This is a genomic window from Mesorhizobium oxytropidicola, from assembly GCF_056174625.1.
This window is the reverse complement of record NZ_CM149692.1, coordinates 475,533-501,116: the sequence shown is the minus strand read 5'-3', so window position 1 is coordinate 501,116 and position 25,584 is coordinate 475,533. Positions and strand designations below refer to the sequence as shown.

Annotated in this window: 25 protein-coding genes and 2 pseudogenes; 11 read left to right on the top strand and 16 right to left on the bottom strand. The window is 63.5% G+C overall.

Annotated elements, in window-relative coordinates; genetic code table 11:
• Window positions 1-43 precede the first annotated feature (43 nt).
• The 3 genes and pseudogenes from AC0V8S_RS02340 to AC0V8S_RS02330 all read left to right on the top strand — a co-directional run bounded on the left by AC0V8S_RS02340 (window position 44) and on the right by AC0V8S_RS02330 (window position 3,966).
• Window positions 44-2,129: pseudogene (locus AC0V8S_RS02340) on the top strand (acetate--CoA ligase family protein).
• Complete coding sequence (locus tag AC0V8S_RS02335) at window positions 2,122-2,904, top strand: carnitinyl-CoA dehydratase (protein WP_475436697.1); 783 nt, start codon at window positions 2,122-2,124, stop codon at window positions 2,902-2,904. Before AC0V8S_RS02340 ends, AC0V8S_RS02335 begins: the two are co-directional and overlap by 8 nt.
• A gap of 123 nt (window positions 2,905-3,027) precedes the next feature.
• Entirely contained in the window at window positions 3,028-3,966 is a 939-nt protein-coding gene (locus AC0V8S_RS02330) for an alpha/beta hydrolase (protein WP_475436696.1), read from the top strand.
• Between the two features lie 39 nt (window positions 3,967-4,005).
• Here the strand turns inward: AC0V8S_RS02330 and AC0V8S_RS02325 are convergent.
• From AC0V8S_RS02325 to AC0V8S_RS02305, 5 genes and pseudogenes are all read right to left on the bottom strand, one after another.
• Window positions 4,006-5,663 (bottom strand): annotated as a pseudogene (locus AC0V8S_RS02325) (FAD-binding dehydrogenase).
• 38 nt (window positions 5,664-5,701) lie between these two features.
• On the bottom strand, window positions 5,702-6,688 hold the full coding sequence (locus AC0V8S_RS02320; protein ID WP_475436695.1) for a Gfo/Idh/MocA family protein: 987 nt from the start codon (window positions 6,686-6,688) through the stop codon (window positions 5,702-5,704).
• 79 nt (window positions 6,689-6,767) lie between these two features.
• Entirely contained in the window at window positions 6,768-7,343 is a 576-nt protein-coding gene (locus AC0V8S_RS02315) for a YceI family protein (protein ID WP_475436694.1), read from the bottom strand.
• 70 nt (window positions 7,344-7,413) lie between these two features.
• Window positions 7,414-7,983, bottom strand: a complete 570-nt coding sequence (locus AC0V8S_RS02310; RefSeq protein WP_183464843.1) for a cytochrome b — start codon at window positions 7,981-7,983, stop codon at window positions 7,414-7,416.
• Window positions 7,984-8,057: 74 nt separating this feature from the next.
• Window positions 8,058-8,948, bottom strand: a complete 891-nt coding sequence (locus AC0V8S_RS02305; RefSeq protein WP_475436693.1) for a LysR family transcriptional regulator — start codon at window positions 8,946-8,948, stop codon at window positions 8,058-8,060.
• A gap of 96 nt (window positions 8,949-9,044) precedes the next feature.
• Here AC0V8S_RS02305 and AC0V8S_RS02300 point away from each other — a divergent pair, with 96 nt between their 5' ends.
• On the top strand, window positions 9,045-10,040 hold the full coding sequence (locus tag AC0V8S_RS02300) for an aldo/keto reductase (RefSeq protein ID WP_475436692.1): 996 nt from the start codon (window positions 9,045-9,047) through the stop codon (window positions 10,038-10,040).
• A 223-nt stretch (window positions 10,041-10,263) separates the two neighbouring features.
• On the opposite strand, the gene AC0V8S_RS02295 is transcribed toward AC0V8S_RS02300, so the two are convergent.
• The 6 genes from AC0V8S_RS02295 to rpmI all read right to left on the bottom strand — a co-directional run bounded on the left by AC0V8S_RS02295 (window position 10,264) and on the right by rpmI (window position 15,725).
• A complete protein-coding gene (locus AC0V8S_RS02295; RefSeq protein ID WP_475436691.1) occupies window positions 10,264-10,866 on the bottom strand; it encodes a nucleotidyltransferase family protein in 603 nt (200 codons plus the stop codon).
• A 103-nt stretch (window positions 10,867-10,969) separates the two neighbouring features.
• A complete protein-coding gene (pheT, locus tag AC0V8S_RS02290; RefSeq protein WP_475436690.1) occupies window positions 10,970-13,378 on the bottom strand; it encodes a phenylalanine--tRNA ligase subunit beta in 2,409 nt (802 codons plus the stop codon).
• Window positions 13,375-13,797, bottom strand: a complete 423-nt coding sequence (locus AC0V8S_RS02285; RefSeq protein WP_475436689.1) for a GFA family protein — start codon at window positions 13,795-13,797, stop codon at window positions 13,375-13,377. The genes pheT and AC0V8S_RS02285 overlap by 4 nt, the downstream gene beginning before the upstream one ends.
• Window positions 13,794-14,891 (bottom strand): phenylalanine--tRNA ligase subunit alpha, encoded by a 1,098-nt coding sequence (pheS, locus tag AC0V8S_RS02280; RefSeq protein ID WP_183464849.1) that lies wholly within the window; start codon window positions 14,889-14,891, stop codon window positions 13,794-13,796. Before pheS ends, AC0V8S_RS02285 begins: the two co-directional genes overlap by 4 nt.
• 141 nt (window positions 14,892-15,032) lie before the next feature.
• The gene (rplT, locus tag AC0V8S_RS02275; RefSeq protein ID WP_006201247.1) at window positions 15,033-15,434 is read right to left on the bottom strand and encodes a 50S ribosomal protein L20; all 402 of its coding nucleotides are present in this window, start codon (window positions 15,432-15,434) and stop codon (window positions 15,033-15,035) included.
• An 87-nt stretch (window positions 15,435-15,521) separates the two neighbouring features.
• Window positions 15,522-15,725 (bottom strand): 50S ribosomal protein L35, encoded by a 204-nt coding sequence (rpmI, locus tag AC0V8S_RS02270; RefSeq protein ID WP_006201248.1) that lies wholly within the window; start codon window positions 15,723-15,725, stop codon window positions 15,522-15,524.
• Between the two features lie 280 nt (window positions 15,726-16,005).
• On the opposite strand from rpmI, the gene AC0V8S_RS02265 reads away from it, so the two are divergent.
• Complete coding sequence (locus AC0V8S_RS02265) at window positions 16,006-17,160, top strand: ISNCY family transposase (protein ID WP_475434737.1); 1,155 nt, start codon at window positions 16,006-16,008, stop codon at window positions 17,158-17,160.
• Between the two features lie 103 nt (window positions 17,161-17,263).
• Here the strand turns inward: AC0V8S_RS02265 and AC0V8S_RS02260 are convergent, their stop codons facing one another.
• From AC0V8S_RS02260 to infC, 4 genes are all read right to left on the bottom strand, one after another.
• Window positions 17,264-17,581 (bottom strand): hypothetical protein, encoded by a 318-nt coding sequence (locus AC0V8S_RS02260; protein ID WP_475436688.1) that lies wholly within the window; start codon window positions 17,579-17,581, stop codon window positions 17,264-17,266.
• A 92-nt stretch (window positions 17,582-17,673) separates the two neighbouring features.
• Window positions 17,674-17,961 (bottom strand): hypothetical protein, encoded by a 288-nt coding sequence (locus AC0V8S_RS02255; protein ID WP_475436687.1) that lies wholly within the window; start codon window positions 17,959-17,961, stop codon window positions 17,674-17,676.
• A gap of 105 nt (window positions 17,962-18,066) precedes the next feature.
• Window positions 18,067-18,693, bottom strand: coding sequence for a methyltransferase family protein (locus tag AC0V8S_RS02250; protein ID WP_183464852.1), 627 nt, complete (start codon window positions 18,691-18,693; stop codon window positions 18,067-18,069).
• A 293-nt stretch (window positions 18,694-18,986) separates the two neighbouring features.
• A complete protein-coding gene (infC, locus tag AC0V8S_RS02245) occupies window positions 18,987-19,523 on the bottom strand; it encodes a translation initiation factor IF-3 (protein WP_010912915.1) in 537 nt (178 codons plus the stop codon).
• Window positions 19,524-19,827: 304 nt separating this feature from the next.
• Between infC and AC0V8S_RS02240 the strand changes: the two genes are divergently transcribed.
• The 4 genes from AC0V8S_RS02240 to AC0V8S_RS02225 all read left to right on the top strand — a co-directional run bounded on the left by AC0V8S_RS02240 (window position 19,828) and on the right by AC0V8S_RS02225 (window position 23,133).
• Window positions 19,828-20,529 (top strand): alpha/beta hydrolase, encoded by a 702-nt coding sequence (locus tag AC0V8S_RS02240; RefSeq protein ID WP_244661940.1) that lies wholly within the window; start codon window positions 19,828-19,830, stop codon window positions 20,527-20,529.
• A 2-nt stretch (window positions 20,530-20,531) separates the two neighbouring features.
• Entirely contained in the window at window positions 20,532-21,674 is a 1,143-nt protein-coding gene (locus AC0V8S_RS02235) for a benzoate/H(+) symporter BenE family transporter (RefSeq protein WP_183464853.1), read from the top strand.
• Between the two features lie 117 nt (window positions 21,675-21,791).
• The gene (locus AC0V8S_RS02230) at window positions 21,792-22,274 is read left to right on the top strand and encodes a DUF2852 domain-containing protein (protein ID WP_027047647.1); all 483 of its coding nucleotides are present in this window, start codon (window positions 21,792-21,794) and stop codon (window positions 22,272-22,274) included.
• Between the two features lie 100 nt (window positions 22,275-22,374).
• Window positions 22,375-23,133, top strand: coding sequence for a M48 family metallopeptidase (locus tag AC0V8S_RS02225; protein WP_183464854.1), 759 nt, complete (start codon window positions 22,375-22,377; stop codon window positions 23,131-23,133).
• Here the strand turns inward: AC0V8S_RS02225 and AC0V8S_RS02220 are convergent, their stop codons facing one another.
• The gene (locus tag AC0V8S_RS02220) at window positions 23,134-23,352 is read right to left on the bottom strand and encodes a hypothetical protein (RefSeq protein WP_095200738.1); all 219 of its coding nucleotides are present in this window, start codon (window positions 23,350-23,352) and stop codon (window positions 23,134-23,136) included.
• A gap of 126 nt (window positions 23,353-23,478) precedes the next feature.
• On the opposite strand from AC0V8S_RS02220, the gene AC0V8S_RS02215 reads away from it, so the two are divergent.
• Together AC0V8S_RS02215 and trpB are read left to right on the top strand one after the other, a co-directional pair.
• The gene (locus AC0V8S_RS02215; RefSeq protein ID WP_475436686.1) at window positions 23,479-24,138 is read left to right on the top strand and encodes a phosphoribosylanthranilate isomerase; all 660 of its coding nucleotides are present in this window, start codon (window positions 23,479-23,481) and stop codon (window positions 24,136-24,138) included.
• 150 nt (window positions 24,139-24,288) lie between these two features.
• The gene (gene trpB / locus AC0V8S_RS02210) at window positions 24,289-25,539 is read left to right on the top strand and encodes a tryptophan synthase subunit beta (RefSeq protein ID WP_183464856.1); all 1,251 of its coding nucleotides are present in this window, start codon (window positions 24,289-24,291) and stop codon (window positions 25,537-25,539) included.
• Window positions 25,540-25,584 lie beyond the last annotated feature (45 nt).

The following is a 25,584-nucleotide window of genomic DNA, read 5'->3' as shown; positions in this document are numbered from 1 at the left end:
ACAAACGAGATCGTTTGTCCTGAGATCGCGCTCAAACGAAAAGATGACCATGCATAAACTTGAACGTCTCCTGCGCCCGAAATCGATCGCCGTCTTCGGTGGCGTGCAGGCCGCCGCCGTCGTCGCGCAATCGATCAAGATGGGTTTTGCCGGCGAAATCTGGCCGGTACATCCGACCAAAGACGAGGTTGCCGGACGCAAGGCCTACCGCTCCGTCGCCGATCTGCCCGGCGCGCCTGATGCTGCCTTTGTCGGCGTCAACCGGCATCTGACCATCGAGGTGGTCAAGGCGCTGGCCGAACGCGGCGCCGGCGGCGCCGTCTGCTTCGCCGCCGGCTTCCTCGAGACCGAGGCTTATGACGACGATGGCGAACGGCTGCAGGCCGAACTGGTCGCGGCTGCCGGCGAGATGCCGATCATCGGGCCGAACTGCTATGGCTTGATCAACTATGCCGACGGCGCGCTTTTGTGGCCGGACCAGCATGGCGGCATCAGGCTTGACGAAGGTGGCAAGGGTGTCGCCATCATCACCCAGTCGTCCAACATCGCCATCAACATGACGATGCAGAAACGCGGCCTGCCGATCGCCTTCCTGATGACCGCCGGCAATCAGGCGCAGACCGGCCTGTCCGAAATGGCGCTCGGCCTGATCGAGGACGATCGTGTCACATCGCTCGGCCTGCACATTGAGGCTTTTCGACTCCGTAGCCGGCTTCGAACGATTGGCCGCCAGGGCGCGCGAGCTAAAAAAACCGATCATCGCCATGAAGGTAGGGCGTTCCGAGCAGGCGCGGCAGGCGACGGTGTCGCATACCGCCTCGCTCGCCGGTTCGGATGCGGCCTCTGGCGCCTTCCTCAGGCGGCTCGGCATTGCCCGCGTCGATTCCATCCCGGCCTTCATCGAGGCGCTGAAGCTGCTGCATATCACCGGTCCGCTGCCCGGTTATCGCCTGTCGTCGATGAGCTGTTCGGGCGGCGAGGCGTCCGTCATGGCCGACAGCGCCGAAGGCCGTTGGGTCAACTTCCCGGTTCTGACGGACGCCCATCGCGCACACGTGAAATCGACGCTCGGGCCGCTGGTCGCGGTCGCCAACCCGCTCGACTACCACACCTTCATCTGGAACAACGAGCCGGCGATGACCGCCACCTTCACCGCCATGGTGTCGGGTGGGTTCGACCTCAATATGCTCGTGCTCGACTTTCCGCGCCCCGACCGCTGCTCGGTCACCGACTGGTGGGCAACGCTGCGCGCCTTCGAATCGTCGCTGAAGACCAACAAGGCGCATGGCGCCATCGTCTCCTCGCTGCCGGAAAACCTGCCGGAGGAATACACCGCCGAGCTGATGGCGCGCGGCATGGTGCCGTTGTTCGGCATTTCCGAGGCGATGGATGCCGCAGGCGCGGCAGCCTTCATCGGCTGGGCCTGGCGCGAGCCGCAGGCGCAGCCGGTCGACACCTCTGCAGCCGGCGCCGCCGGCGGCGATCATATCACGCCCGACGAAGCCGAGGCCAAGGCGGGGCTGATCAAGGCCGGGCTGCCAGTGCCGAAAGGTGAGCGTGCCGGCAATGCGGTCGAGGCGGTGATCTCGTCGATGGCGCTCGGCTTTCCTGTCGCGCTGAAGGCGCTGGGTGTCGCCCATAAATCCGAGGTCGGCGCCGTCAGGCTCAATCTCAAGGACGCCGAATCCGTCAGCACGGCGGCGCACGACCTGCTGCCGCTCGGCACCGGCCTCTATGTCGAGCGCATGGTGCGCGATGGTGTCGCCGAGCTGATCGTCGGCTTCACCCGCGATCCGATGTTCGGCGCGGTGATGACGCTCGGTACCGGCGGCGTGCTGGTCGAATTGCTGCGCGACAGCGTCACCTTGATGCTGCCGGCGACCCGCGACGACATCGAGGCGGCTTTGCGTGGTTTGAAGCTGTTCCCGCTGCTCGAAGGTTATCGCGGCCGGCCGAAAGCCGACGTCGCGGCCGCCATCGACGCCATCGCGGGCATTGCCGGCTTCGTGCAGAAGAATGCCGGCGAGATCGAGGAACTCGACATCAACCCGCTGATCGTTTGCGTCGAAGGCAAGGGTGCCTGGATCGCCGATGCGCTGCTGGTGCTGGGAGAGAACAAGAATGTCTGACGTCATTTCGACCCGCCGCGAAGGCTCGATCCTCGAGGTCACGCTCGACCGGCCCAAGGCCAACGCCATTGACCTCAAGACCTCGCGGCTGATGGGCGAGACCTTCAAGGCGTTCCGCGACGATCCGGAATTGCGCGTCGCCATCGTCAAGACGTCAGGCGACAAGTTCTTCTGCGCTGGCTGGGACCTGAAGGCGGCGGCCGGCGGAGACGCAGTCGACGGCGACTATGGCGTCGGCGGCTTTGCCGGTTTGCAGGAACTGCGCGACTTGAACAAGCCGGTCATCGCCTGCGTCAACGGCATGGCGGTCGGCGGCGGCTTCGAGCTGGCGCTGTCCTGCGACCTCATCTACGCCTCCGATCATTCCTCCTTCGCGCTGCCCGAAATCCGCGCCGGCACGCTGGCCGACGCGGCGACGATCAAGCTGCCGAAGCGCATTCCCTATCATGTCGCGATGGACCTCCTGCTCACCGGCCGCTGGATGGATGTCGCGGAAGCGCATCGCTGGGGCCTGGTCAACGAGGTGCTGCCCAAGGAAAAGCTCGACGACCGCGTCTGGGAGATCGCCCGCCTGCTCGCCAGCGGCCCGCCGCTGGTCTTCGCCGCCATCAAGGAGACCGCGCGGGTGGCCGAAGCTCTGACCTTCCAGGATGCGATGAACCGGGTGACGCGCCGCCAGCTGGCTACGGTCGATGCGCTGTATGGGTCGGAAGACAATATGGAAGGTTTCCGCGCCTTCGCCGAAAAGCGCGACCCGGTGTGGAAGGGGAAATGAGCCACTTTACCCTCCCCTCGATGGGGAGGGTCGGACCGCAGGTCCGGGTGGGGTGAAGCGCCGGCACCCCCACCCGCCGCTCCGCGGCGACCTCCCTCATTAAGGGGAAGGTAAAGGAGTTCCATGACCGACTACACAAAGCTCATCGACGCCGAGACCTGGGCCTTCATCGAGCGGACCAATTCCTACTATCCGCCCGATACGATCGACTACACGATCGCGCAGCAGCGCGAAATCTATGACCGCATGTGCCGGGAGTTCTTTGCCGGCTATCCCGGGGGCGTGACGGTCGAAACCTCAACCATTGCAACGCCCACGCACGATATCCCGATCCGAATCTACCGAAGCGCCCCGCAACCGGCGGCGACGGTGCTCTACATCCATGGCGGCGGCTTCATCCTTGGCGGGCTGGACAGCCATGACGATGTCTGCGCCGAGCTCTGCGCCCGCACCGGCTATGAGGTTGTCTCGGTCGACTACCGGCTGGCGCCGGAGCATCTGCATCCCGCCGCCTTCGACGACGCGGTGAGTGCCTTCGCATGGGCTGCGTCCACCCGCGATCGCCCCATCCTGCTCTGCGGCGACAGCGCCGGCGGCAATCTCTGCGCCGCAATTGCTCACGCCACGCGCGGCCAGGCGAAGCGGCCGGTCGGCCAGGTGCTGATCTATCCCGGCCTCGGCGGCGACCGCTCAAAGGGCTCCTATGTCCGACATGCCGAAGCGCCGATGCTGACCATGCGCGATCTCGAATTCTACAAGCATATCCGCACCGGTGGCGCGGACCGGACCGGCGACGTAACACTCTCGCCACTGGCCGACACCAACTTCGCCAATTTGCCGCCGACGGTGCTGATCACCGCCGAGTGCGACCCGCTGTCTTCAGATGGCGAGACCTATCGCGACCGGATCATCGCGGCAGGCGGGCGCGCCACCTGGTTCGAGGAACCGGGTCTGGTGCACGGCTATCTCAGGGCCCGGCACACGGTCGGACGCGCCCGCGAAAGTTTCACGCGGATCGTCGACGCGGTGGGAGCCCTGGGGAAGGGCACCTGGCGGTGGTGAGCGGGTTCGCGTCTCACTATGGGCCACGGTAACGCCGTTTCACGCCACCGAACGTGCCGCCGCTCGACCCGCGCTGCGGCCTGAAAGATGCAACCGCCGAGGAACGTGCCTTCCAGCGCCGCATAGCCATGCACGCCGCCGCCACCGAATCCGGCCGCTTCGCCGGCGGCATAGAGCCCCGGCACCGGCTGGCCATAGGCGCCCAGCACGCGGCTGTCGAGATCGGTCTCCAGGCCGCCCAGCGTTTTGCGCGTCAGGATGTTGAGGCGCACGGCGATCAGCGGGCCGTTTGCCGGGTCGAGCATCTTGTGCGGCTTGGCCGTGCGTATCAGCCTGTCACCGAGATAGGCGCGCGCGCCGCGCAACGCGGTGATCTGCATGTCCTTGGAGAACGGATTGTCGAGCTGCCTGTCGCGGGCGCGGATTTCTCGCTCGACCTCAGCGACATCGAGCAGCGGCTCGCCGCCCGCGAGCGCATTCATGCGGGCCACCAAGGTCGAAAGATCGGCCTCGACAATGAAATCCTCGCCCTTCTCCATGAAGGCTTTCACCGGACCGGGAATGCCTGATGTCGCGCGGCCCAGCACCTGCCACCAGCTCTTGTTCGTCAGGTCGGGATTCTGTTCGGAGCCCGACAGGGCGAACTCCTTCTGGATGATTTTCCTGGTCAGGATGAACCAGGAATAGTCGAAGCCGGTGCTCATGATGTGGCTGAGCGTGCCCAGCGTATCGAAGCCGGGATAGAGCGGCACCGGCAGGCGTTTTCCCCTGGCATCGAGCCAGAGTGAGGACGGGCCGGGCAGGATGCGGATCGCATGGTCGGTCCAGATCGGCGCCCAGTTCTTGATGCCCTCGACATAGTGCCACATGCGGTCGCGGTTGATGATCGAACCACCGGCGGCCTCGGTGATCGCCAGCATGCGACCGTCGACATGGTCGGGCACGCCGGTGATCATGCGCTTCGGCGGGGCACCCAGCCGCTTGGGCCAGTTTTCCCGCACCAGCTGGTGGTTGGCGCCAATGCCGCCGGAGGCGACGATGACCGCTTGCGCGTGCAGTTCGAAATCGCCTGAGATGTCGCGCGAACTCTTGTGGCCGCGTTCGACCGTGCTCGGCTCAAGGATGTCGCCGCGCACGCCGGCTATGACAGCGCCCGTCCGCGTCAGTTCATTGACCCTGTGGCGGAACTTGAAGTCGATCAGTCCGCGCTTTTGCGCCTCGCGCACGCGCAAGACAAAAGGTTCAACCACGCCGGGTCCGGTACCCCAGGTAATGTGGAATCTGGGCACCGAATTGCCGTGGCCGATGGCGTTGCCGCCGCCACGCTCGGCCCAGCCGACGACAGGAAAGAATTTCAGGCCGCGCTCGATCAGCCAGGAACGTTTCTCGCCGGCGGCGAAGCCGACATAGGCCTCAGCCCATTTGCGCGGCCAGAAATCCTCCGGCCGGTCGAAAGCGGCGGTGCCCATCCAGTCCTCGAGCGCCAGATCATGCGAATCGCGGATGCACAAGCGCCGCTGCTCGGGCGAATCGACGAGGAAAAGCCCGCCGAACGACCAGAACGCCTGGCCGCCCAGCGACTGTTCCGGTTCCTGGTCGACGATGATGATTTTCTTGCCGGCCTCGGCAAGCTCGGCGGCGGCAACCAGCCCTGCCAGGCCGGCGCCGACAATGATCACGTCCGCATTGTCAGCCATCTTTCCTCCCAGAATTAGCCGGCTATTAATGCAAAGACTTAGACGGCCTCCCAGCCGTCCTTGCCGCCGGCGCGGAAGATGGCGTCGATGACCTTCTGGTTGAGCACGGATTCCTCCAGCGTGAAGACGCGCTCCTTGCCGCCCTGCGCCGCGCGCGCGAAGGTTTCGACCTCCAGCCGGTACTGCTGCGTGCCGGGAAAGCGGAACACCTGCGCTTCGGTGTGGTTCTGGTTGTGCAGTTCGACGCGGTGATGATCGTAGAGCCCGGCGTTGAACGGGGAAAAGACCTCGATGAAGCCCTTCTCGCCGTGGAACACCATCACCTGGCGCGCCGCCATCTGCGTCGACAAATAGAAGGACAGTTCGAAATCGCCGAAATCGGCGCGGATCGAGGAGTAGATGTCGGTGCCGAATGTCTTGTCGCGCTCGATCGTCGCCTGCACGCGCAGCGGCTCCTTGCCGGTCGAAAATCGCGTCGATACCGTCGGATAGACGCCGATGTCGGGCAGCGCGCCGCCGCCGAGGTCGAGCTGGTTGCGCATATTGTTGGGGTCGACATTGTAGTAGGAGAACGCGCCCTGCACATGGCGCAGCCGGCCGATGGCGCCGCTGGCGATGAGGTCGCGCACCTTGATCCATTGCGGGTGGTAGATGACCATGAAGGCTTCGCAGACCAGCACCTTTCTGGCGTCGCGCAGCTTGATCAGGGGGGCAATATCCTTGGCGTCGAGCGCGAGAGGCTTCTCGACCAGCACATGTTTTCCCGCTTCAATGGCTTTCGCCGTCCACTCGACATGCTGCGAGGTCGGCAGCGGGATATAGACGCCGTCGACTTCTTTGGAAGCGAGCAGTTCCTCGTAGGAGCCAAAGGCATGGCGGGCGCCGAAACGGTCGGCCAAGGCCTTGGCCTTCGACAGGTCGCGGCTGGCGATCGCCGACAGCACGCCGTTCTCCGCCTCGACGATTGCCGGCAACAACTGCTCGCGACCGATCTTGGCCGTCGACAACACACCCCATCGGAACATTACGTATCTCCATCAACGATTGCAGGCGACGAGGTTTGCCCGAAATCGATAGAAAAGCCAATGCGGAGTGCCGTAGCAACTAGCCCCGCTTGCCCGTCAGCGTCATGTCGAAGTCGACGACGTTGGAATAAAGCGGCGTGCCGACATCCATGCCGTAGCGTGACCGCAGCACCTTGCCGGTGACATGGAATTTGATCGTGCCGCCCTTCAACCCGTCGAGTTCGGCGGTGAATTTTTCCGGAAACGTCTTGCCGCGCGCCGTCAGCCTGCCGGTGACGAGAGCTGATGTGTCGCCGGTGCGGGTCACGCTGGTCGAGCGGAACTGGATCTCCGGGCTGTTGGCCGCATCGAACACCGCGTCGGAGCGCAGGAAGGCGTCGATGCGGCTCTGGCCGGTGCCGACGCTTTCCGGATAGATGGTAAGGTCGACCTTCGAGCGCCCGACATCACCATTGTCGATGCGGATCGTGCCCTTGAAGCGGGCAAAGGCGCCATCGAAGCCGCCACCGCCGGCCTTGCCTATGGTGAAACGGATGCTGGAGCCTGCCGGGCTGACCGAGTAGCTGCCGGCGGCGTCGCTCAACGCCACGGCCGCGGCTGCGGGCACGGCAAGGCATGCGGCAAAAGCCGCGAATCCAAGGATGCGCGCATGCATGGGATTGTTCCTTTCCTGGAGGCAACGCTTGTTCGCGTCCTCACCCCCACAAACGCGCAGCGCCTCCGCTCTATTCCCCGCCTGACGAAGGTGTGATTATACGCCTGAGCACGCTGTCGCGCAGCAGGAAGTGGTGGCGCAGCGCGGCTGCCACATGCAGCGCGACGAGCGCGATGCCGGCATAGGCAAGATACCAGTGCGCCGCTGCCCAGAAGCTTTCGGCGGCATCGGATTCAGCGAGCGGCAGGTTGGGCATCACGAACAGGTTGAACGGCATGGTCGGGATTTCCAGCGTCGAAACCGAAACCAGCGCCCAGCCCGACAAGGGCAAGGCGATCTGGAAGGCATAGAGCGCCAGATGCGCGAGCGGCGCCGTACGCCGCTCCAGAACGCCGACCGAAGGCGGCAAGGGCGGCGCCGCATTGCCGAGCCGCCAGGCAATGCGCAGGATGATGAGGCCAAGCAGCAGAAAGCCCAGGGATTTGTGCAGCTGGATCAGCTCGAAAGCGGTGCGCTGGCTGGTCAGCCGCACCATGATGAAGCCGAGGGCGAACTGGCCGATGAAGATGATCCCGATCAGCCAGTGGAGGAGGATCGTCGCCCAGCCGTAGCGGGTTGGCGTGTTGGTGATTGACTGCATGGGAGACAAACGTTGCTGGGCCTCGCTTTCTTCCACCCTCCCCAAGGCCCACAAGGGGGGAGGGTGGTCGCGCTTCAACCACTCACCTTGAAAAAGTCCACGAACGCCCTCAGCGCCGGGCGCATCTGCCGGCGGCTGGGATAGTAGACGAAGAAGCCCTCGAAGGCCGGGCACCAGTCCTCCAGCACGCGGATCAGCCTGCCATCGGCCAGCGGCGCGCGGACATAGGGCTCGAAGACGAAGGCAAGACCAGCGCCGTCGACCGCCGCCTGCGCGATCAGATGGTCCTCGTCGAGGATCAGCGGGCCTTGGGCGGCGATTTCGATTTCCTCGCCATCCTTTTCGAATTCCCAACGGTAGAGGATCCCGCTGGAGAAGCGGAAGCGGATGCAGCGATGATCGGCAAGATCGCGCGGATGATGCGGTCTCGGCATGGCCGCGAAATAGGACGGCGCGCCGACCACCGCGCCGCGCATGTCCGGCCCGATACGCACCGCGATCATGTCGCGCTGCAGGCTCTCGCCAAGCCGCACGCCGGCATCGAAACCGCCTGCCACCACATCGGTGAAGCGATCCTCGATGACGATCTCCAGCACGATGTCGGGATAGGCCGATGCAAAGGCGCCAAGCCGCGGCGTCAGCACCAGATGCGCTGCCGTGCGCGGCACGCTGAGCCGCAGGTTCCCGGCCGGCCGGTCGCGCGCTTCGACCGCCGTCTCCAGCGCCAGATCGATCTCCGATAGCGCCGGCCGTAGCCGTTCGAGCAGTTGCGCGCCTTCTTCCGTCGGCGCGACGCTGCGGGTGCTGCGCGCCAGCAGCCGCACGCCAAGCCGCGCTTCCAGGCTGGACACCGCATGGCTGACCGCCGATGGCGCGATGGCCAATTCCCTGGCCGCGCCGCGAAAACTGCCGCATTGGGCGACGGTTGCCAGCACGGCCAGTTGGGAGAGATGCGCTCGGTTCATTGATCTATTTCTTAGAACGACCCGTGCAAAGATGAGCCGATTATCGAGCATAATGCAAGGCACTACATCAGCGGCATCACAACAAGGAGACGCGTGATGCAAAACCGCAAGCTAGGAACTGAACTGAACGTCTATCCCGTCGGCCTCGGCTGCATGGGCATGAGTTTCGCCTATGGCGGCCAGCCGGAGGCAGAGGCGATCTCCACGTTGCACCGCGCCGTTGAGATCGGCGTCAACTTCTTCGACACGGCGGAAGTCTATGGCCCCTACGAGAACGAGATCTTGCTCGGCAAGGCACTGAAGTCGGTGCGTGATAAGGTGACGATCGCCACCAAATTCGGCTTCAAGATTCTGGAGGAAGGCACCGGCCTCGACCGCATGGCTGGCGTCGACAGCCGCCCCGAGCACGTCAAGGCGGTGGCCGAAGCCTCGCTGAAGCGGCTGGGCACCGATGTCATCGACCTCTACTACCAGCACCGGGTCGATCCCAACGTGCCGATCGAGGACACGGTCGGCGCCATGGCCGAGTTGGTGCGCGAGGGCAAGGTGCGCGCGCTCGGCCTGTCAGAGGCGAGCGCCGCGACCATCCGCCGGGCGCATGCCGTGCACCCGATCGCGGCCGTGCAGAGCGAATACTCGCTGTGGAGCCGCGACCCGGAAGACGACGTGCTCGCCGTCTGCCGCGAACTCGGCATCGGCTTCGTGCCCTACAGCCCGCTCGGCCGAGGCCTTTTGACGGGGGCGATTGCCAGGCCCGAAACGCTCGACGATGGCGACTGGCGCCGCACCTTGCCGCGCTTCCAGGCCGAGGCCATGGAAGCCAATGCCAAGGTTGTCGCCACGCTGGAAAGGATGGCGGCCGAAAAGGGCGTGACCTCGGCGCAGCTGGCGCTGGCCTGGGTGCTGCACCAAGGCGATTTCATCGTGCCAATCCCCGGCGCGCGGAAAATTCGCCATCTCGAGCAGAACACGGCGGCGGCCGGGATCGAGCTGAATGCGGCCGAAGTGGCGGCGATTGGTGACGCGCTTTCGCCGGATAAGGTGATGGGCAAACGCTATACGGAGGAGTTGCTGGCGCTGGTGAATGGGTAGGCAATGGGGCGCTTCGGCGCCCCATTTTGTTGAGACGCCAACGCGAGGCGCCCCCCTCTGTCCCTGCCGGACATCTCCCCCACAAGGGGGGAGATTGAATGTCGTCGCGGCTTTCGCCAATCACCAGCGCTTGAAGGAAGGGCGGCACGGCCAAGCTGCCAATCTCCCTCCTTGTGGGGGAGATGGCCGGCAGGCCAGAGGGGGGCGCCTCGCGCCTACTTCTCTACCACGGCACCACCTCAATCTCAGGCCAGTTCTCCTTTGCCCGCTTCCCCTTCGCCTCATGGGTCCGCTGGTTGTCCATCACCCGGTTCGGCGTGATGCGGAACGAGAAGACATCGTCGAGACCGAACGGCGCCACCAGCTCCAATTGCCTGTCAGCATCGTATCGCACCCCAACCGCATGCGTCTTCGAGGCGAAATGGCTGACGGATTTGCTGGAACTCGCATAGCGCGGGCACGGCTGCCCGAATTTCTGCGGATACCACAGATGCACCCGCGCCTGGTTGCGCACCTCGACCGGCAGCGCCAGCCCCTCGAAATGCCGTGCTGCCCGGCGAATGACAGCGTCCTCGGCCTCATAGGACAGGTCGCTGTCGTCAAAATAGAACATGTCGACATCCTTGATGCCGTAACCTGACGGCTTGCCGGTCAGATGGTTCCAGACGCTGTTGTAAAGCGCGCCGGAAACCACCAGCCAGTCCGGCAGAGCCAGCGTGCGGGCACGCGCCAGCGCGTCGCGCACCAGCGGGTCCATCAACACGATGTCGAGAAACGCCGCGCGTTGTGCTTCGAACGGCAGCCCGGAATAGCGCAGATGCTCCATCGCCCTTTGGAGGACGATTCGCCATCTGCCCGCAAGTTTCGGAGCAATTCCAGGAAAAGTGTAAGACGGTTTTCCGTCCGGAATTACGTCAAAACAGAAAGTTCTACCCGCGCAGCACGCCACCCGTCTGCTTGCCGACATGCTCGACGATGCGCTTGGCCAGCGCCTCGAAATCCTCGTCGGTCAGCGTCTTTTCGACCGGCTGGATCGACACTTCGATGGCGATCGATTTCTTGTCAGCGCCGAGCGACGTGCCCTCGAAGATGTCGAACACCGAAACCGCAGTGATCAGCTTCTTGTCGGCGGCCAACGCCGCGCGGACCAGCGTGCCGGCCTCGACGCCTCTGTCGACGACGAAGGCGAAGTCGCGCTTCACCGCCTGGAAGGCGGAGAGCTCCAGCTTCGGCTTGGTTTTCGTCGGCTTGGCCTTCGGCTCGGGCACGGCATCGACGAACACTTCGAAACCGCACAGCGGACCGGAAACATCGAGCCCTTCCATCGTCTTCGGATGGAATTCGCCGAACGTGCCGAGCACGGTCTTCGGCCCGAGCTTGATCGTGCCGGAACGGCCGGGATGGTACCAGGCCGGGCCGCCAGCCTCGATCTGCAGCCGGTCGACCGGCGCGCCGCAGGCTTCGAGGGCGGCAATCGCGTCGGCCTTGGCGTCGAACACGCCGACCGGGCCCGAATTGCCGGCCCAGTTGCGGCCTGAGCCGTCGAGCTTGGCGGTGCCGCGGCGCACGCCGGCGGCGACGCGCCGCTGCTGGTCGGCGCCGTCGCCTTCATAGGTGCCCGAGACCTCGAACAGCGCCACGTCGCCAATGCCCTTGTCGGCATTGCGCTGCGCGGCGGCGATCAGCCCCGGCAGTAGCGACGACCGCATGTCGGACATGTCGGCGGCGATCGGGTTGGCAAGCTTCAGCGCCGTCTGGCCGCCGCCGAACAGTTCGGCGTGCTTGGCCGGGATGAACGACCAGGTAACGGCCTCCATCATGCCGCGTACGGCAAGCGCCCGCTTGGCCGTGCGGGTGCGGACCTGCAGCGTGGTCAGGATCTTGGAATTGACCGCGTCATGCGCGCCGAGCGGCTGCGGGGCGATATTGTCGACGCCGTGGATGCGCATCACCTCCTCGACGAGGTCGGCCTTGCCGTCGACGTCCGGTCGCCAGGAAGGCACCTTCACCTTGACGATGTCGCCCGAGCCCTGCGGCTCGAAGCCGAGGCGGGTGAGGATGTCGAGGCTTTCCGCCTTCGGCACCTCGATGCCCGTCAGCCGCTTCACTTCCGACAGCGGGAAGGACACAATCTTCGGCTTGTGCCCGGCATAGCCGGCCACTTCCATTTCGGTCGGCGTTCCACCGCAGAAATCGAGCACCAATTTGGTCGCGAGTTCGACGCCCGGCACCATGAATTCGGGGTCGACGCCGCGCTCGAAGCGGTAGCGGGCGTCGGTGATGATGCCAAGCGCACGGCCGGTGCGGGCGGTTGCGATCGGGTCCCACAGCGCCGATTCGATCAGCACGTCGGTGGTGCTCTCATCGCAGCCCGAATGTTCGCCGCCCATGATGCCGGCGATCGATTCGACGCCATTGTCGTCGGCAATCACGCACATCTCCGGCGTCAGCGTGTATTCACGGCCGTCCAGCGCCAGCACTTTTTCGCCGTCCCTGGCACGGCGCACCACGAGGTTGCCGGCCACCTTCGCGGCGTCGAACACATGCAGCGGCCGGCCGCGGTCGAAAGTGACATAGTTGGTGATGTCGACCAGGGCGCTGATCGGGCGCAAACCAATGGCGATCAAGCGCTGCTGCAACCATTTTGGTGACGCGCCGTTCTTGACGCCCCTCACCATCGTCAGCGCGAAGCCGGGGCAGAGTTCCGGCGCCTCGATCGTGACCTTCAAGGGGCACAGCCCCTCGCCGACATGTGGCATGATCGCACCACCCACCAGCCGTCCGAGCCCGCTCGCGGCGAGATCCCTGGCAATGCCGTAGACGCTCGTGGCATCGGGCCGGTTCGGCGTCAGATTGATCTCGATGACCGGATCGTCGAGATGCGCATAGGACGCAAAGCTGGTGCCGACCGGCGCGTCGGCCGGCAGGTCGATGATGCCGTTGTGCTCGTCGGACAGTTCCAGTTCGCGCTCGGAACACATCATGCCATGGCTCTCGACACCACGGATCTTGCCGACCGTCAGCGTCACGTCGATGCCTGGCACATAGGTGCCGGGCGCGGCGAAGGCGCCGATCAGGCCGGCGCGGGCGTTCGGCGCACCGCAGACGACCTGTACGGGGGGCTTGCCGTCGCCGGTATCGACGGTGAGCACGCGCAGCCGGTCGGCATCCGGGTGCTGCACCGCCGTCAGCACCTTGGCGATGACGAAGGGTTTCAGGCTCGACTTGTCGTCGACATGCTCGACTTCGAGACCGATCGACGTCAGCCGTTCGACGATCTCGTTGAGCGAGGCGTCGGTCTCGAGATGATCCTTGAGCCAGGAGAGAGTGAATTTCATGGGAATGTTCCGTCTGGTCTTTTGACGCTTGATTTCAGATGTCTCGGCAAGTCGTCGGAGATATGCAGGAAAGGCAGCTGCTCGCTGACATAGGCATGGTGCGTCGGCCTGAAATCGGCCGGCATGTCCATGGCGCCGAGCATGAAGTAGATGTCGTCCTCCAGCCGCTCGTCGACATAGGCGATGGGCGAGCCGCAGACGCCGCAGAAGGAGCGCGTCACCGGCCCGTTCTCGTACATCTTCAGCGCCTTGCCGGTGAAAGCCACCTGGTCGACCAGAAAGCCGACAAAGGCCGATACCGGCGCGCCGCTCGCCCGCCGGCAATCGCCGCAATGGCAATAGCTGACGTGATGCGGCTCAGCCGAAGCTTCGAACCGCACGGCGCCGCAGCGGCAGCCGCCAATGTGGGGCGCTGTCATGCGCTCAACCCGCCGAACAACGTCGGCATGTCGAGTGGCCTGAAACCGTAATGCGACAGCCAGCGCACATCCGCGTCGAAGAAGGCGCGCAGGTCCGGCATGCCGTATTTCAGCATGGCGATGCGGTCGATGCCCATGCCCCAGGCAAAGCCCTGATACTCGTCGGGATCGAGGCCGCCGGCGCGCAGCACGTTGGGATGCACCATGCCGCAGCCGAGGATCTCCATCCAGTCGGAGCCTTCGCCGAAGCGCACTTCGCCGGGCCGCGAGCGGTCGCATTGGATGTCGACCTCGAGGCTTGGCTCGGTGAACGGGAAGAAGGACGGACGGAAGCGCATCTTGACCGAGGGCACCTCGAAGAAGGCCTTGCAGAACTCCTCCAGCACCCACTTCATGTTGGCGACGTTCGCTGTCTTGTCGATCACCAGCCCCTCGACCTGATGGAACATCGGCGAGTGGGTGGCGTCCGAATCCTGCCGATAAGTCTTGCCCGGAATGACGATGCGGATCGGCGGCTTCTGCTTCTCCATGGTGCGGATCTGCACCGGTGAGGTGTGGGTGCGCAAAAGCTTGCGCTCGCCCTTCTCGTCCGGCTGGAAGAAGAAGGTGTCGTGCATCTCGCGCGCCGGATGGCCTTCGGGGAAATTCAGCGCGGTGAAATTGTAATAGTCGGTCTCGATGTCCGGACCTTCGGCGATGGCGAAGCCGAGATCGCCGAAGATCGCCGCGATCTCGTCAATGACCTGGCTGATCGGATGGATGCGGCCGCGCTCGGCCGGCGACTGCCGCACCGGCAGCGTCACGTCGACTTTTTCCGCGGCCAGCCGCGCGGCGATCGCCACATCCCTGAGTTCGGCCTTACGGGCCGTCAGCGCCTCGGTCACACGGTTCTTGAGGCCGTTGATGGCCGGGCCCTTGAGCTGGCGCTCCTCGGCGGTCATGGCGCCAAGCGTCTTCAGCATCTCGGACACGGTGCCCTTCTTGCCGAATGCGGCGATGCGCACGGCCTCGATGGCCGGCTCGTCGGCGGCCGATGCGATGTCGGCCAGAAGGGAGCTTTCAAGCGTATCCAGGCCAGTGGTTGCGTCGTTCACGGTCAAACTCGCTACGTTGGAAATCTGCGCTAACGTGAAAGTCACGTTCAAGTTGATGTCAGGCATAAGAAAAACCCGCGCCAGCCGTGCCAGCGCGGGTTCCCCATAATCAGAATTGCGAATGCTTGGGAAGCGCTGGTCTTAGGCGACAGCGCTTTCAAAAGCGTTCGGCGTGGTGTTCTTCAGATATTCGAGCGCGACCTTGGCCTTGGCCACGAGCGCGGCGAAAGCCTGCGGCTCATGGATGGCCATGTCGGACAGGATCTTGCGATCGATCTCGATGCCGGCCTTGTTGAGACCATCGATGAAGCGGCCATAGGTCAGGCCGTGCTCGTGGGTCGCGGCGTTGATGCGCTGGATCCACAGCGCGCGGAACGAGCGCTTGCGGTTCTTGCGGTCGCGATAAGCGTACTGCAGCGACTTTTCCACCGCCTGCTTGGCGATGCGGATGGTGTTCTTGCGACGGCCGTAGAAGCCCTTGGCGGCTTTCAGGACCTTCTTGTGCTTGGCGTGCGAGGTGACGCCTCTCTTTACGCGTGCCATGTCATGATCTCCTTAAAAGCAATTCCAGGTGCCTGCGGCTTTCCGTTCGGAATTGCGTAAAACTACTGCGTGTCCAGACCGAATGCCTTAGAGGCCGTTCGGCAGAAAATTCTTGATGACCTTCTTGCCATCCGGTTCAGCCAGAACCATCGTGCCGCGGGCATTTCGAATGAACTTGTTGGAACGCTTGATCATGCCGTGACGCTTGCCGGCCGCAGCCGACAGGACTTTACCCGTACCTGTGATCTTGAACCGCTTCTTGGCGGCCGATTTGGTCTTCATCTTGGGCATTTTGCTACTCCGTCTAGTTGGCGCACTATCGCGCTTCTTGTTCGCTCCGGGCCGACCAAAGCCCGAAAAGCAAATGAAACCGCCACGGCATGCCCTGCCGGGCGGTTTTCTTGAACGGCGGTCCTATACGTCAAAGACGGCGACTGTGCAACACCTCAAGGTCGTGCGTGTCGTAAGCAGATGAGTTGTCCGGATTAGGTAGCACATGAGTTGTCCGGTTTTATCGTCAGCCCGCTGGAGGCTGAGGATGAGACGGACGGCATGGCTACAGGGCCGGAGAATGCAGAAGTTTCGGGACGTTTTGAGCCGTTGGAATGGCGGCGATCTTTCGATGCTGGAGGCTGGTGAGTTGTTGGGGATGTCGGAGCGGCAATTCCGGCGTTACCGCGACCGCTATGAAGAGGCTGGGGAAGCTGGGTTGCTCGATCGACGGTTAGGCAAGCTTTCGACCCGTCGGGTGCCTGCGGAAGCGATCGAGGAGATGCTGGAGCTTTATCGTCATCGCTACCTTGGCTGGAATGTGAAGCATTTCCACGAGCACCTGCTGCGCGATCACAACTTCAGCTGGGGCTATACCTTCATCAAGACGCAGCTTCACGCGGCAGGCTTGGTTGAACGGGCCAAGCGGCGCGGTGCTCACCGGCGCAAGCGCGAAAGGAAGCCGTGCGAGGGGATGATGCTGCATCAGGATGGCAGCCGGCATGCCTGGTTGGACAGCCAGCCTATGCTCGACCTGATCGTGACGATGGACGACGCGACGAGCACGATCTATTCGGCCTTCCTGATTGGGGAGGAAGGCACGGCGTCGAGCTTTCAGGGACTTCTGGAGACCTTTGTCGCCAAGGGATTGCCGTCAAGCCTCTACACCGATCGTGGCAGCCATTATTTCGTCACGCTCAAGGCCGGCGAGGCGGTCGACAAGAGCCGGCTGACCCAAGTCGGACGGGCGCTGCGGCATCTGGGCATCGAGCATATCCCGGCCTATTCGCCCGAAGCCAGGGGGCGCTCCGAGCGGATGTTCGCGACCTTGCAGGATCGGTTGCCCAAGGAACTGGCCCTGGCCGGCATTGCGGATATCCAGGCCGCCAACCGCTTCATCGCACAGACCTATCTGCCGGCTCACAATGCCCGCTTCGCCAGGCCGGCCGCGGTTGAAGACAGCGCCTTTGTTGCCGTCGACCCGCAGCAACTGTCCCAGATCCTGTGCATCGAGGAGGAGCGCGTCGTTGCCCGCGACAACACGGTCGCCTTCGCGCGACTGCGATTGCAGCTGCCGCACAGCCCGATCCGACATCACTTCGTCAAAGCCACGGTCAAGATCAGGCACTATCCGGATGGGACGCTTGCGGTCTTCCATGGGCCGCGCCGCATTGCTCGATACACGCCGGACGGCACCGCAATCGAAGAAACTTGCCGCATCAGGCAAGCCGCGTGAACCGCTTCGACGCAAAACAGAAGCGGACAAATAATGTGCTACCAAACCGGACAACTTGATTAGCTACCGACACACCTCAAGGTCGTGCGAAGCGCTGAGGTGCTCATGACCCTTTCCGTACAAAATTGGTTCTGCCTATCGACTCGCCGGGAATCTTCAAGGGAGTTATACCGCCCCCGGCCGCAAGGAACCTCTCGCGCGGCCAACTGAGCCAGGGCAGGATCGGTTCAACTTTCCCGAATGCCGTTTTTTCATCGGTAATTTCGAGCACGACACGCACCAGAGAAATGCCAGGACCAAATGTCGCCGAAAGATTGTGCGGATCCACCTTGCGTATCGTCTTCGGATTGCTGGTATCTGTGAAGGTGACGAGCACCGGATAACGATCGCGAGGCACGTCCTTTGCGCCCCGAAAGCGCATGATAGCGGGTAAAAGCCCCTCGTAGTCGCCGCGGCTGTATCCCAGTTTGTCATCGAGAGTGTATTGGGCAATGTATGTGGTCTCTTCGCCGATCAGCGCGAAGAGCTTGCCTCTTGTCCGAGGTCAACCACCGTCGCCTCTCCTTTGTAGCCTGACGGATAGACGTCAAACGCATTGGCTTCCTGCCACCAGATGTGAGATACGGCCGAGCCGGAAACCACCTTGCCGTCGACAAGAACCTCGACGGTCAGCTTCTGGTTCCACTGCCACACGTCGGCGAAGAGGCCGCAAGAGGTGAGGAACAGTGCAGAGACCAAGGCTAGGACAAGCGAAGGTCTGGCCGCAGATACGGAAGTAACCACCCAATTGCTCGACGTCATGCATTCCTCGCGGCCTTGCTCGCCGCGATTATTGCTACACTAGCACTGTGGCCAGACCGTTAAGCCGTCGAAGCTGTGGGTTGCGGTTGTTCTGCCTATCAACGTCTAAGGCAGCGTGAACCAGACCGGCAGCATGCCCGACTGCTGCGCACCGTCGATGAGTTCGAAGGCCGGCAGCGCGACCAGGAACACCAGCCCGTCGAGCAGCGTGGTCAATAACAGGCGCGGCTTGAAGCTGCCTGTATCGCCCTCCTGGTAGAGGGAAAGCTTCGGGAAGAAGCGCGGCACCTTGTCCAAATAGGCCTGATAGGGCGCGCCGAGCGCTTCCTTGAGAAATTTCTCTTCGCGCAGGATGACAATATGGAAGGCCCCCGCGCACAGCAGCGCGAACAGGATGATGCCCGAGAACGAGCCGATCTGCGCGCCGACGCCGGCCGCGGCCACCGTCGAGAACACATAGAGCGGGTTGCGGGTGATCGAATAGGGTCCGCCCGTCACCACCTCGGAGGATTTGCGCCCGCCTATATAGAGCGTCGCCCAAAGCCGCCCGACGATGCCGAGGAAGATCAGCAGCACGCCGAACATCTCGATCGTCTCATGCACCGGCGTTTCGGGTGGGAAGGTCGATTGGCCGAACAGCAGCGCCAGAAACAGCAGCACCACGAGCACGGCAAGCACCAGCCGACGCATCTGCTGGTAATTGCCCAGCCCGTATTTGAGTTCTTTGTCCAAGGGGAATCCGATCGTCGAGGAGCCTATTGCATGTCGCCCAAAAGTGGCCCCGGTTTTGGGAAGACGACGTGCATAAAAACAAAGCCGGCGATCGCAGCTGTGGCCGAGAAACAGGCGTCCCGCCGATCGTCGGGACGCCCTGTAGCACAATTCAGGCGAAATTGGAGCGCGACGGCGGCGCCTAACCTTAACGTGATCCAGGCTCTGAAAAAGTGTCCCACGGTTCTGCCGTGGGAACCTGCGACAATCGGGAAGCTGAGCAGACGACGCCCGGCGAAGCGAGCGGAGTCTGCTTAGCGCGGCGCCAGCACCATCATCATCTGGCGGCCTTCGAGCTTCGGCTCCGCTTCGACTTTGGCGATGGTCGCCACTTCTTCGCGCACCTTGTTCAGAAGCTGCATGCCGAGTTCCATATGCGCCATCTCGCGGCCACGGAAGCGCAGCGTCAGCTTGACCTTGTCGCCTTCCTCGAAGAAGCGCCTGACGGCCTTCATCTTGGTCTCGTAGTCATGGCTGTCGATGTTCGGGCGCATCTTGATCTCCTTGATCTCGATGACCTTCTGATTCTTGCGCGCCTCGGCCGCCTTCTTCTGGTTGGCGTATTTCAACTTGCCGAGATCGAGGATCTTTACGACGGGGGGCACCGCATTGGGCGATATCTCAACGAGATCGAGCCCCGCCTCTTCGGCGAGCAGCAATGCGTCGTTGATGGAAACATCGCCGCGGTTCTGGCCTTCGGCGTCGATAAGCTGGACCCGGGGAACCCGGATGTCACGGTTGGAGCGCGGCCCATCCTTGGTCGGCGCCGCTGCTTTGAAAGGTCTGCGAATGGTCGTGGTCTCCTTGGCCGTTTCGTTCAGGATTTGTCAGTCTTGATGCGTGGACGCGCCAATGTGGTGAGCGCGCGGGCGGAGTCAATAGCACAGCATTGATAGAAAATCACCCTGATCACCGCCTGCACCAAACAAAGAAGCAGCGCGAGCACTTTTCGCCACGCCTCTGGCTGTGCCACAAGAACGCCGTGCCAGAAGAGGGGCCCGAGGAAAAAGCCATGACCGCCACGCCCCCGACCTTCTCCCCCCAACCTTTCTCAATGTCGATGGATCGCGCATCGCGCTGCGCCATAGCGCCGGTTTGACGCCGGGCATTGTCTGGCTCGGCGGCTACAAGTCGGACATGCTGGGCACGAAAGCGCAGACGCTGTCGGACTGGGCGGCAAAAGAGGGCCGCGCCTTCCTGCGCCATGACTATTCCGGCCATGGCGAATCCGGCGGCGCCTTTGCCGACGGCACGATTTCGACATGGCTTTCGCAAAGCCTTGCCGTGTTCCGGAAGTTTGCCAAGGGCCATCAGATCCTGGTCGGCTCCTCAATGGGCGCCTGGATCGCGCTGCGCATGGTGCAGGAATTGCGCAAGGCGGGCGACACCAATGTCGTCGGCCTGGTGCTGCTGGCGCCGGCGCCGGATTTTACCTCTGAGCTGGTCGAACCGGCGCTGACCGCCGCGCAGAAGCGCGCCCTCGCCGAAAAGGGGTTCTTCGCCGAGCCGTCGGACTATTCCGCGGAACCTTACATCTACACGCGCGCGCTGATCGAGGACGGGCGAGCCAACCGGGTGATGACCGGGCCGATCGACACCCATTGCCCGGTCCACATCGTGCAGGGCCTGGCCGATCCGGACGTGCCGTCGAGCCACGCTCTGAAACTGGTCAGCCTGCTGCCGGCCGACGATGTCACGCTGTCGCTCATTCCCGACGGCGATCACCGCCTGTCGCGGCCGCAGGATCTCGACATGCTGGTGCGGGCGGTCGGCGACATGGCCGGGCGGGGCAGGTGACGATGCGCCTTTCCATTCCGATCTCGGCCTTCGTCGCGGCCATCGTCGGCTTCGGCGGTACGCTGGCCATCGTCATTGCCGCCGCCCACGCGGTCGGCGCGACGCAAATTCAGACGGCGAGTTGGGTGACGACCATTTGCCTGGCCATGGCGATCGAGAGCCTGTGGCTGTCCTGGCGCACGAAAATGCCTGTCATCACCGCCTGGTCGACGCCGGGTCTGGCGCTGATGGCAGCCTCGACCGGCTTTTCGATCGGCGAGGCCGTCGCCGCCTTCATCGTCACCGCCATCCTGTTGATCGCCACCGGCCTATTCCGGCCGTTGACGCAATTGATCTCCAGGATACCGCCCTCGGTCGCCTCAGGCATGCTGGCCGGCATTGTCGTCACCTTCGCCCTCAATGCGGTCAAGACCATTCCCGTCGATCCCTGGCTGATCCTGCCTCTGATCGCGGCCTTCTTCTTGATCCGCCTGTTCCACCCGGCGCTGTCGGTGCTGTCGGTGCTGATCGGCGGCGGTCTGGCCGCGTTTCTCACCGGCCGTGTCGGTGGCCTGCCGACGCCGGAATTGTCGACGCTGACGCTGATCGCGCCTGATTTCACCGCCAAGGCATTGATCGGCCTGGCGCTGCCGCTCTATCTCGTCACCATGGCCTCGCAAAACCTGTCGGGCCTCGCGGTGCTGCGCGCCGCCGGCTACCACCCGGAGCCCGGCCCGCTGATCGGCGTCACCGGCCTGTTTTCCCTGCTGTCGGCGCCGTTCGGCGGCTCGACCACCAACCTGGCGGCGATTTCGGCGGCGATCTGCACCGGGCCGGACGTCCATCCCGACCCCGCCGAGCGCTGGAAGACCGGGCCGTTCTATGCGCTCGCCTATCTCATCTTCGCGATTTTCGGCGCCTCGCTGGTGGCGATCTTCGCCGTCCTGCCGCAGAGCCTGATCGTGCTGGTGGCAGGGCTTGCGCTGATGGCGTCGCTCGCCAATGCGCTGGCGATCGCGCTGAAGGACGAGGCCGACCGCATGGCCGCCACCGTCACCTTCGTCGTCACCGCTTCGGGGCTGACCCTGTTCGGCGTCGGTGCCGCATTCTGGGGGCTGATTGCCGGGTTGGTCATGCTTTTCCTCGACAGGCTCAAAAAGCGATAATCATTTCAGACCCTTGTCCGGTTTTGGCGGACCTTGTCTTGAATCGCCGTTTTTGCCTTCCCATTTCGATTCCACGCAGCCAGTCTTGGCTGTCTCCAACCGAAGGAATGGGAGAAAATGAACACATCTGCATTGATCCGCCCGGCCTGGACGCCGGCAACCATCGCGTTGATGGTGATCGGCTTCATGGTGTTCTGGCCGCTCGGCTTCGCCATGCTTGCCTACATCATCTGGGGCGACCGGCTCGACGGCTTCAAGCGTGACGTCAACCGCGCGACCGACGGCATCTTCGCCGGCTGCCGCCGCGGTTCAGACAAGGCTGCGCGCTGGGGCAATGGCTCCGCCCGCACCGGCAACGTCGCTTTCGACGACTGGCGCGAAAAGGAGCTTGAGCGCCTCGCCGAGGAACGTCGCAAGCTCGACGACATGCTGACCGAGTTCGACGACTATGCCCGCGAACTGCGTCGCGCCAAGGACCAGGACGAGTTCGACCGCTTCATGGCGAAGCGCAACAAGTCGACCGCGCCGGCGAAGACCGATCCGAGCACCGGCACGACCCCCACCAAGCGTGGCAAGGGCTCGAATCTGCTTGACGACTGAGGCCGAGCGACAGGCCCGATCGTGAAAAAAACGGCGTCGCTTGAGCGGCGCCGTTTCTTTTTGTTCTAGTCGTTTTTCTCGAATCGCGTATCGTCCCGCCATGACCATCGGATTCTTTCGCAATCTGACGAAGCCCAAGGCCACGCCCGTCGTGGAGCGCGAATATTGCGTCGCCGGCCGCACCCTGCCGCTCAAGATCGTCGAGAGCGCCAGGGCACGGCGCCTGACGCTGCGCATCGATTCCGGCGGCCAGGGCCTGCGCATCACCGTGCCACCCGGCCTGCGCCGCGGCGAGGTGGACAGGTTCCTCGACCGCCATCAGGACTGGCTGGAGCAGCGCCTGGCCAAGGTGCCGACGCGCCCGCAGGTGCGGCCGGGCATCAAGATCCCGATCCGCGGCGTGCCGCACCGCATCGTCCATGAGCCGTCAAAGCGCGGCACCGTCACCGTGTCGCGCGACGAGCGTGGGCCACTGCTGATCGTCCATGGCGACCGGATACACCTGCCGCGCCGCATCGCCGACTTCTTGAAGCGCGAGGCCAAGAAGGAGATCGAGAAGCTGGTGATCAAACACACCGAGGCGCTCGGCAAGCGTGCCAAGGCGATCCGCTACAAGGACACGTCCAGCCGCTGGGGCTCGTGCACCTCCGAGGGCAATCTGTCCTTTTCCTGGCGCATCATGATGGCGCCACAGCCGGTCATCAACTACCTCGTCGCGCATGAAGTGGCGCATCTCAAGGAGATGAACCACGGCCCGAAATTCTGGAAACTGTGCGAAAAACTCTGCCCCGACACCGACCGCTGCAAGGATTGGCTGAAGCGCAATGGCGGCGCGCTGCAGGCGATCGTGTTTGAGTAGTCAGTCGTCATTCGCCGCATTGAGCTCTTCCGGCCGCAAGCCTTCATCGCCATGATGCGGCCAGGGCAAGAAATTCCGGTCGAAGTCATCGCCGCCGAAATAATCCAGCGCCCGGTGTGCTTCGGCGCCGTTGAAGGCGGCCTTGTCCATCAGATGCGCGATGACCTCGCGCGCCTGCGCGACCTTCTGCTTGAGTTCGGCAACCGTTCTGTCGGCCATGATCGTTCTCCCGCCCGGCATGCTGTCATTCGAATCCCGTCCATCAATAGGTAGCGCCTTTGGCGTTGCCGGCAAACAGCATGCTTTTTCTCGACTCTGTCGCGATTTCATGTCAATTCCCGCGCCATGGCGCTCGACATCAAAATCTGCGGCTTGAAGACCGACCAGGCAATGGCCGCGGCCTTGGCCGGCGGCGCCAGCCATGTCGGCTTTATTTTCTTCGCGAAAAGCCCGCGTTATGTCGAGCCGGCGGAAGCCGGACGGCTGCGTGAAGCGGCGCGGGGCAAGGCCTTGGCGGTTGCTGTCACGGTCGACGCCAGCGACGCCTTCCTGGACGAGATCGTCACGGCCATGCAACCCGATATGTTGCAGTTGCACGGTTCGGAAACACCCGAACGGGTGGCCGAACTAAAGGACCGTTACGGCTTGCCGGCGATGAAGGCATTGCCGCTCAGCGAGGCTGCCGACCTCGACCGGATCAAGCCGCTCATCGGCGTTGCCGACCGGTTCCTGTTCGATGCCAAGCCACCGAAGGGCTCACAGTTACCGGGTGGCAATGGCGTCGCCTTCGACTGGCGCATCCTTGCCGGCCTTGACGCCGGCGTCGATTACATGCTTTCCGGTGGGCTCAACGCCGCCAATATCGGCGATGCCCTTCGGCTTGCGAACCCGCCCGGAATAGACATTTCGTCCGGTGTGGAAAGCGCGCCGGGCGTCAAGGATCCGGCGCTGATCGAACAGTTTTTCCGGGCCGTCCGGGCAGCACGTGACGACCGCGCCGCCTGAGTGGGCTTAACCAGAGCATGTCCCGGAAAAGTGGAATCCGGTTTTCCGATAAGGACATGCTCAAGAACTAGATAGGCAGCATGTCCCGGAAAAATGGGAACGGTTTTCCGACAAGGACATGCTCAAAACATAAGATTTAGGAGATCGGCGATGGACCAGCCGGCGACGCCCAATTCCTTCCGCACCGGACCCGATGAACAGGGCATGTTCGGCATTTTCGGCGGTCGTTTCGTAGCCGAAACGCTGATGCCGCTGATCCTCGACCTGGAGCGGCACTGGAACGAGGTCAAGAACGATCCGGATTTCCGGGCTGAGCTGACCGATCTTTCGACCCACTATGCCGGGCGGCCGTCCAAGCTCTATTTCGCCGAAGGCCTGACCAAGCATCTTCGTGAGGTTTCCTCGGCGAAGGGCCTCGGGGGCGGCGCAAAGGTCTATTTCAAGCGCGAGGATCTGAACCACACCGGCTCGCACAAGATCAACAACTGCCTCGGCCAGATCCTGCTGGCCAAGCGCATGGGCAAGAAGCGCATCATCGCCGAGACCGGCGCCGGCCAGCATGGTGTGGCGTCCGCCACCGTCGCTGCCCGCTTCGGCTTTCCCTGCGTCGTCTATATGGGCGCCACCGACGTTGCCCGCCAAAGCCCCAACGTGTTCCGCATGAAGCTGCTCGGTGCCGAAGTGCGGCCGGTCACTGCCGGCCACGGCACGCTGAAGGACGCCATGAACGAGGCGTTGCGCGACTGGGTCACCAATGTCGAGGACACCTATTACCTGATCGGCACCGCCGCCGGCCCGCACCCCTATCCGGAGCTGGTGCGCGATTTCCAGTCGGTCATAGGCACCGAGGCGCGCGCGCAGATCCTCGAACAGGAAGGCCGGCTGCCCGACACCATCATCGCCGCTGTCGGCGGTGGCTCGAATGCCATCGGCCTGTTCCATCCCTTCCTTGATGACAAGGAGGTCAAGATCATCGGCATCGAGGCCGGCGGGCGTGGCCTCGACGGCATCGAGCATTGCGCCTCGATGAATGCCGGTTCGCCCGGCGTGCTGCACGGCAACCGCACCTATCTCCTGCAGAACTCCGACGGCCAGATCATGGACGGCCATTCGATCTCGGCCGGCCTCGACTATCCCGGCGTCGGCCCGGAACATTCCTGGCTGCGCGACTCAGGCCGCGTCGAATATGTGCCGATCCTCGACGACGAGGCACTGGAAGCCTTCAAGCTGACGACGCGCGTCGAAGGCATCATTCCGGCGCTCGAATCGGCGCACGCCATCGCGCACGCGGTGAAGATCGTACCCGCCATGGACAAGGACCAGATTGTCATCGTCAACCTGTCCGGCCGGGGCGACAAGGACGTGCACACAGTGGCCTCGATGCTGGGCATGGAGATCTAGGCCCTTTGGACAGTTTCGACTTGGGAGTTGATTATGAGCAAAATT